General features: G+C 73.7%; 4 protein-coding genes. All 4 read left to right on the top strand.

The features are described from left to right. The first annotated feature begins 434 nt into the window (after nt 1-434). The 4 genes from AC07AZ_RS28900 to AC07AZ_RS28885 all read left to right on the top strand — a co-directional run bounded on the left by AC07AZ_RS28900 (nt 435) and on the right by AC07AZ_RS28885 (nt 6,414). Nucleotides 435-989 carry an SRPBCC family protein gene (locus AC07AZ_RS28900; RefSeq protein ID WP_478852809.1) on the top strand — a complete coding sequence of 185 codons (555 nt, stop codon included), beginning with the start codon at nt 435-437 and terminating at the stop codon, nt 987-989. Between the two features lie 104 nt (nt 990-1,093). Then, nucleotides 1,094-2,659, top strand: coding sequence for a class I adenylate-forming enzyme family protein (locus AC07AZ_RS28895; RefSeq protein ID WP_478852807.1), 1,566 nt, complete (start codon nt 1,094-1,096; stop codon nt 2,657-2,659). 321 nt (nt 2,660-2,980) lie between these two features. Then, the gene (locus AC07AZ_RS28890) at nt 2,981-4,960 is read left to right on the top strand and encodes an FAD/NAD(P)-binding protein (RefSeq protein WP_478852805.1); all 1,980 of its coding nucleotides are present in this window, start codon (nt 2,981-2,983) and stop codon (nt 4,958-4,960) included. Further along, nucleotides 4,957-6,414 carry a nitrosuccinate lyase gene (locus AC07AZ_RS28885; protein ID WP_478852803.1) on the top strand — a complete coding sequence of 486 codons (1,458 nt, stop codon included), beginning with the start codon at nt 4,957-4,959 and terminating at the stop codon, nt 6,412-6,414. Before AC07AZ_RS28890 ends, AC07AZ_RS28885 begins: the two co-directional genes overlap by 4 nt. Nucleotides 6,415-6,555 lie beyond the last annotated feature (141 nt).

The raw sequence follows: 6,555 nt of genomic DNA, 5'->3' as shown, positions 1-6,555 counted from the left end.
CCACGGCAAACTCGGGCTGCGCGTGCGCGCCTGAAGGGGCCGGCCTGTGAGGGTGTCGCGGCCGCCGCCGCGACGCCCTCACCCGTTCCCCTCCCCCGCGCCCGTCCCCACCCGTTCCCCTCCCCCGCGCCCGTCCCCACCCGCTCCTCTCCCCCGCGCCCGTCCTTGCCCGCCCGCCCCGCCGTTGCCCGCCCGCCCTTCGCGCCCGCCCTTCGCGGGGCACATCGTCCTCGCGCGCCGTCGCACACCGTGCCGCGTTCCGGCGTGATCCCGCGGGATCACGCATGGTCTCGCGTGATCCCGTCTCTGTGCGGCCGTGCATTGATCCACTGCCCGCACCCGGTCAACTCCCCTGACACACATGGGAATTCGACTTGACGGACACCGATCGGCTTCATTGCCCGGCTTCCGCGGGGATCGGCAGGATTGCCGGCATGACAGCGAACACTGACAGCGTCATCGACAATTCCCCGCTCTTCGAACTCGACGCCAGAATTCGTGTTTCCGTGTCCCCGGAGAAGACCTACGCCGTGGTCAGCGATCTGACGCGCAGCAAGGAGTGGAGCCCGGAGTGCATGGGCGGCGAGTGGATCGAGGGTGAGCCCTCGGCGGTCGGCTCGGTCTTCCGCGGCGAGAACCTGCGCAGCGAGAGTGTGGTCGGCTGGGCGCCGCTGATCCGCGGCACCTGGTACACCGAGGCCCGTGTGGTGGCCGCCGAGCCGGGCCGGACGTTCCGCTGGATGATGCTCACCCACGCCCGTGAGGGCCAGGAGTCCGTGTGGGGCTTCGACATCGAGGACGCCGGCGAGGGCACGTCCTGGCTGGTGCACCACTTCCGGATGGGCAAGGCCACCGCCGGCATCCACAAGATCGTCGCGGATCTCGACGAGGAGGCCCGCAAGCGGTTCGTCGCCGACTGGACCGCGAAGCTCGAGCAGGACCTCGACGACACCCTGGCCCGTATCAAGGACGTCGTGGAGAAGGACTGAGACAGGCGCCGTCTTTTCACCCCGCACCGGCAGGCCGTCAGTTCTTTTGCCGGGCACCACCCCCCTTTTCAGGATTCCGCAGCCATGGACGAGAGATCGGTTACATGTTTCTCCAGCGAATAGGAAGCAAGGGAATTCGGCTGGGCACGCTGTTCGATCGAGCGGCCGCCCGGCATCCGGCGAACTTCGTGATCCTCGACCACGACCTGGACATCGCCCCCGGCCTGGGCCGGCGGGCGACGCTGACCGAACTGGCCGACCTGGTGGACGACTTCGCCTCCCGGCTGTGGTCGGTGGGCGTGCGTCCCGGGGACCACGTCGTGGTGCACAAGAGCGACAACTTCGACATCTCCCTTCTGGCCTGTGCCGTCGCGCGCACCGGGGGCATCCCGGTGCTGCTGTCGCCGAAACTGGACGGCGCGACGGTCGCCGAGCTGCTGCGCCGGGTCGGGCAGCCGTTTCTGGTCACCGATGAGGACAAGCTCGAAAACGACCTGCCCGCCGAGGTGTTCGGCCTGTCGCGCACGGTGCTGCTGGCCTCCGGCCGATGCGAGGGCGCGACCTCGTTCGCCGCGCTGGCCGGCGCGGCGCGTGTGCCGGCGGTGGACATGCCCATCGACCACCCCACGCTCATCACGCACACCTCCGGCACCACCGGCACGCCGAAGCTGGCCGTGCACACCGGGATGAGTTTCCAGTCCCGCTACCGGCCGCAGGCCACCGTCGTGGGCGCGGCGGTGCGCCGCAGCGAGCCCGTCGCCGTCCATGTGTCGTTCGTGCACTCGCGGATGTTCACGGCGATGCCCATCTCGATCCTGCAGGGCCACCCGCTGATCGTTCTGCGGGACGACGACCCGCAGACCGTGGGTGATCTGTTCGCGCAGGTCCCGCCCGGGTTCATCGAGGCCCACCCCAACACGTTCCTGCGCTGGGAGACGCTGGCCGACGACCCGCGCGAGCCGCTGGCGAACGTGAAGTACTTCTCCTCCACCTTCGACGCCATCCACCCCCGTACCGTGCACACCCTGCTCAAGGCGTCGCGCCGCAAGGGCCGGCGCTTCGCCCAGGCCTACGGGCAGAGCGAGGTCGGCCCGATCGCCGCGCGCACCTACTCCCTCAAGGACGGCGCCGACTTCAACGGCCGCTGCGTGGGGGTGCCGTTCCCGGGCATGACCGGGGTGCGGGTGGTCAGCCGCAACGGCGCGCCGGTCACCCGGGAGAACCCCGGCTTCATCGAGGTCAAGAGCGACGGGCGGATCGTCACCTATCTCGGTGAGCACCAGCGCTGGCAGAAGCAGGTCAACGACGGCTGGTGGCGCATGGGTGACGTCGGCTACCGCACCCGGTGGGGCTGCCTGCACCTGCTGGACCGTGAGGTCGACGAGATCCCGGGCGTGCAGTCCACGCTGGAGATCGAGGACAAGCTGTTCACGCGGCTGCCGGAGCTGGTGGAGGTCATCATCATCGCCGGGCCGGACGGGCGGGCGGTGCCGGTGGTGTGCACGCGCGACGACGCGCCGCTGGATCCGCTGGCGTGGAAGAGCGCGGTGATCGACCTGCCGGCGCTGGGCGATCCGGTCCAGTGGCGTCTGGAGGACCTGCCGCAGACCGCCACCACCAAGATCAAGCGTCTGGAGCTGGCCCGCCTGCTGGCCGCAGCACCCCAGTGACGGTGAGCGCGCGTACCGGCCGGGCGGCGTTCGGGCGTGCCCGGCCGGGCCGCGCCCGCCCGGCCGCGACCGGAACCCGCACCCGACCGGCCCGCCTCTCCGGGGGCTGGCCCCGCACCCGGCCGGCCCGCCTGCCGGGGGCCGGCCCCGCACCGGGCCGGCCCGCCTCTCCCCCGGCGGACCGGCCCCGCCCTCCCCCGAGGGCCGGTCCCCGCCGCCCTGCCTCCCCTTGTCCTTTCCTGCTTGTCGCCGGTGGCCGGCCGGCCGCGAACGTGGTGCGCCGGCCGCCGGCCACCCCCTGCCCAGAAACGGAGTTTCCGCATGAGCAGCACCCTCGAGGTGTGCATCATTGGTGCCGGCCCGCGCGGGCTGTCGGTCCTGGAACGGCTGCTGGCCAACGAGCGCCGCAGCCCGGCGCACAGCGCGGTCACGGTGCATGTCGTGGACCCCTCGGCGCCCGGCGCCGGCACCGTGTGGCGCACCGAGCAGTCGCAGCACCTGCTGATGAACACGGTGGCCTCGCAGATCACCGTGTTCAGCGACGACAGCGCCAGCATCGACGGCCCCATCGAGCCCGGCCCCAGCCTGCACGAGTGGGCGCAGGGTCTGGCGCTGCTGGGTGACCCGGCCGAGCTGGACGCCGGCGTCGTCGCCGAGGCGCGCCGGCTGGGCCCCGACTCCTATCCCACCCGTGCCTTCTACGGCCGCTACCTGCGTGACTGCTTCGAACGCATCGTGCGCGGCGCGCCGGCCCATGTGGAGGTGCGGGTGCACCGCTCGCGGGCGGTCGCCGCGGCCGACACGCACGGGGTGCCCGGCGGCCCGCAGGGCATCCGCCTGGAGAACGGCACCCGGCTCAACGAGCTGGACGCCGTCGTGATGGCCCAGGGCCACGTCCGGGCCCGGCTGTCGGCGCGTGAGGCGCGCACGGCGAGCCTGTCGCGCATCCACCACCTCACCTACGTCACCCCGGCCAACCCGGCCGACCTGGACCTGAGCGGCATCGAGCCGGGGCAGAACGTGCTGCTGCGCGGGCTGGGCCTCAACTTCTTCGACCACATGGCCCTGTTCACGCTGGGCCGCGGCGGCCGTTTCGAGCGGGCGGCGGGCGGCGGGCTGGTCTACCGGCCCTCCGGGCAGGAGCCGAAGATGTACGCGTTCTCCCGGCGCGGAGTGCCCTACCACGCGCGCGGCGAGAACGAGAAGGGCGCCACCGGCCGCTACTTCCCGCGTCTGCTGACGGCCCAGTACATCGCCGGGCTGCGCGAGCGGTCGGCCGGCGGGCGGCCGGTCACCTTCGGCGAGGATCTGTGGCCGCTGATCTCCCGCGAGGTGGAGAGCGTCTACTACGGCGCGCTGCTGGTGGAGCGCGGACAGCCGCAGCTGCGGGAGGAGTTCACCGGGCGGCTGCTGGAGCTGGCCCCGGACGCCGATCCCTCCGCCCTGCTGGACGCCTACGGCATTCCCGCCGCCCAGCGCTGGGACTGGGAGCGGCTGTCGCGGCCGTACGGGGAGCGGGTGTTCGCCGATCGCGCGGACTTCACCGGCTGGCTGCTGGGCTATCTGCGCCGCGATGTGGAGGAGTCCCGCAAGGGCAACCTCAGCGGTCCGCTCAAGGCCGCCCTGGACGTGCTGCGCGACCTGCGCAACGAGATCCGGCTCGCGGTCGACCACGGCGGCCTGGAGGGCAACTCCCACCGTGACGACCTGGAGGGCTGGTACACCCCGCTCAACGCGTTCTTGTCGATCGGCCCGCCGGCCTCCCGCATCGAGGAGATGATCGCGCTGATCGAGGCGGGCGTGCTGACGGTGACCGGGCCGGGCACCCAGGTCCGTATCGACACCACCGCCGGCATCTATGTGGCGACGTCGTCGGCGGTGCCGGGCGAGCCGGTGCGGGCCACCGCGCTGATCGAGGCCCGGCTGCCCGAACCGGACCTGCGCCGCACCGACGACCCGCTGCTGCAGCACCTGCTGGACACCGACCAGGCGACGCCGTTCACGATCGCCGGCACCGGCGGCTCCAGCTACCAGACCGGCGGCCTCGCGGTCACCGAGCGGCCCTACCGGCTGCTCGACGGCCGCGGCCGCGCCCACCCGCGGCGCTTCGCCTACGGCGTGCCCACCGAGTCGGTGCACTGGGTGACCGCGGCCGGTATCCGGCCCGGCGTCGACTCGGTGACCCTGGGCGACTCCGACGCGATCGCCCTGGCGGTGCTGGCGCTGCCGCCGGTGGCCCATGTGCCCGACGGGGTACGGCCGGTGGACACCGACAGTGAACTGTCCGGGGTGATCGTGTGAGCCTCCCGCCGGGAGGAGCGAGCGACGTGGGGCTGCTGTCACCGGTTCGGGCCGGCACCCCGGTGGAGGCGGCCACCGGCGACCAGGCGTGGCTGCAGGCCATGCTGGACGCCGAGGCCGCCCTGGCCCGGGCGCAGGCGTCGCTGGGCACCGTGCCGAAGGAGGCCGCCGCGAGCATCTCGGCGGCCGCCGACGCGAGCCGCCTGGATGTGCGGGCTCTGGCGCTGGCCGCCCGGGAGACCGCCAACCCGGTGGTCGGCCTGGTGAAGGCGTTCACCGCGGTGGTGGCCGAGGCCGACCCGCACGCCGCGGAGTACGTGCACCGCGGTTCCACCAGCCAGGACGTCTTCGACACCGGCGCCATGCTGGTGGCCGGCCGGGCGCTGCGCATCATGCGGGCCGACCTGACGCGCACCGGGCGCGCACTGGCCCGCCTCGCCGCCCGGCACCGCGACACGCTCACCGTGGGCCGCACCCTGGCCCTGCACGCCGTACCGACGACGTTCGGGCTGAAGGCGGCGGGCTGGCGCCGGCTGGTCCTGGACGCCGAGGCGCGTCTGGCCGCCGTCCAGGAGGGCGGGCTGCCCGTCTCGCTGGGCGGGGCGGCCGGCACGCTGGCCGGCTATCTGGAATACGCCGCCCTCGACAACGACAACGGCGCGGACGACAACAGCGACGGCGACGGCAGTGGCGGCGGCGGTGATGGCGGTGGGCGGCAGACTGATCCGGGCGCCTACCTGGATCGGCTGGTCGACGCCTTCGCCGCCGAGACCGGGCTGGCGCGGCCCGTGCTGCCCTGGCACGCGCTGCGCACCCCCGTCGCCGACCTGGCCTCGGCGCTGGCCTTCACCGCCGGTGCGCTCGGCAAGATCGCCGTGGACGTGCAGTCGCTGGCCCGCACCGAGGTCGGTGAGGTCGCCGAGCCCGCCGTGGAGGGCCGCGGCAGCTCCTCCGCCATGCCGCACAAACGCAACCCCGTGCTCGCCACCCTGATACGCAGCGCGGCGCTGCAGGTGCCGGCCCTGTCCGCGGCGCTGACGCAGTGTTTGATGGGTGAGGACGAGCGGTCGGCCGGCGCCTGGCACGCGGAGTGGCAGCTGCTGCGCGAGTGTCTGCGGCTGAGCGGCGGCGCGGCGCACACCGCGGTGGAACTCGCCGAAGGGCTTCAGGTCCGGCCCGAACGCATGCGCACCAACCTGGACATGACCGGCAGTCAGATCGTGTCGGAGCGGGTGGCCGCCCGTCTCGCCCCGCTGCTGGGCAGGGCGGCCGCGAAGAAGCTCCTCACCGAGGCCGCGGACACCGCCGAGGCGACCGGCCGGCCACTGGCCGAGGTGTTGGCCCGCCTGCCGGGCCTGCCCGCCGGCGCCGGCGGCCGGCTGGCCCGGCTGTGCGATCCGGCCCACTACACCGGAGCGGCCGGCGCCCTCGTCGACCGCGCGCTGCAGCACTGATCCCCCTACCCCCACCGCCACCCCCCTTGGGGGGGGGGGGGGGGGGGGGGGGGGGGGGGGGGGGGGGGGGGGGGGGGGGGGGGGGGGAGGGGGGGGGGGGGGGGGGGGGGAGGGGGGGGGGGGGGGGACCAACCCCCCCCG

It is taken from the genome of Streptomyces sp. NPDC043878 (assembly GCF_056435735.1).
Note: the sequence above shows the minus strand (reverse complement) of the source record. Positions and strands in the feature narration are given on the sequence as shown.

What these genes read in the sequence shown, in the direction of transcription:
- AC07AZ_RS28900 (WP_478852809.1), top strand. Translation starts at nt 435, where the DNA reads ATGACAGCGAACACTGACAGCGTCATCGACAATTCCCCGCTCTTCGAA.
- AC07AZ_RS28895 (WP_478852807.1), top strand. Translation starts at nt 1,094, where the DNA reads ATGTTTCTCCAGCGAATAGGAAGCAAGGGAATTCGGCTGGGCACGCTG.
- AC07AZ_RS28890 (WP_478852805.1), top strand. Translation starts at nt 2,981, where the DNA reads ATGAGCAGCACCCTCGAGGTGTGCATCATTGGTGCCGGCCCGCGCGGG.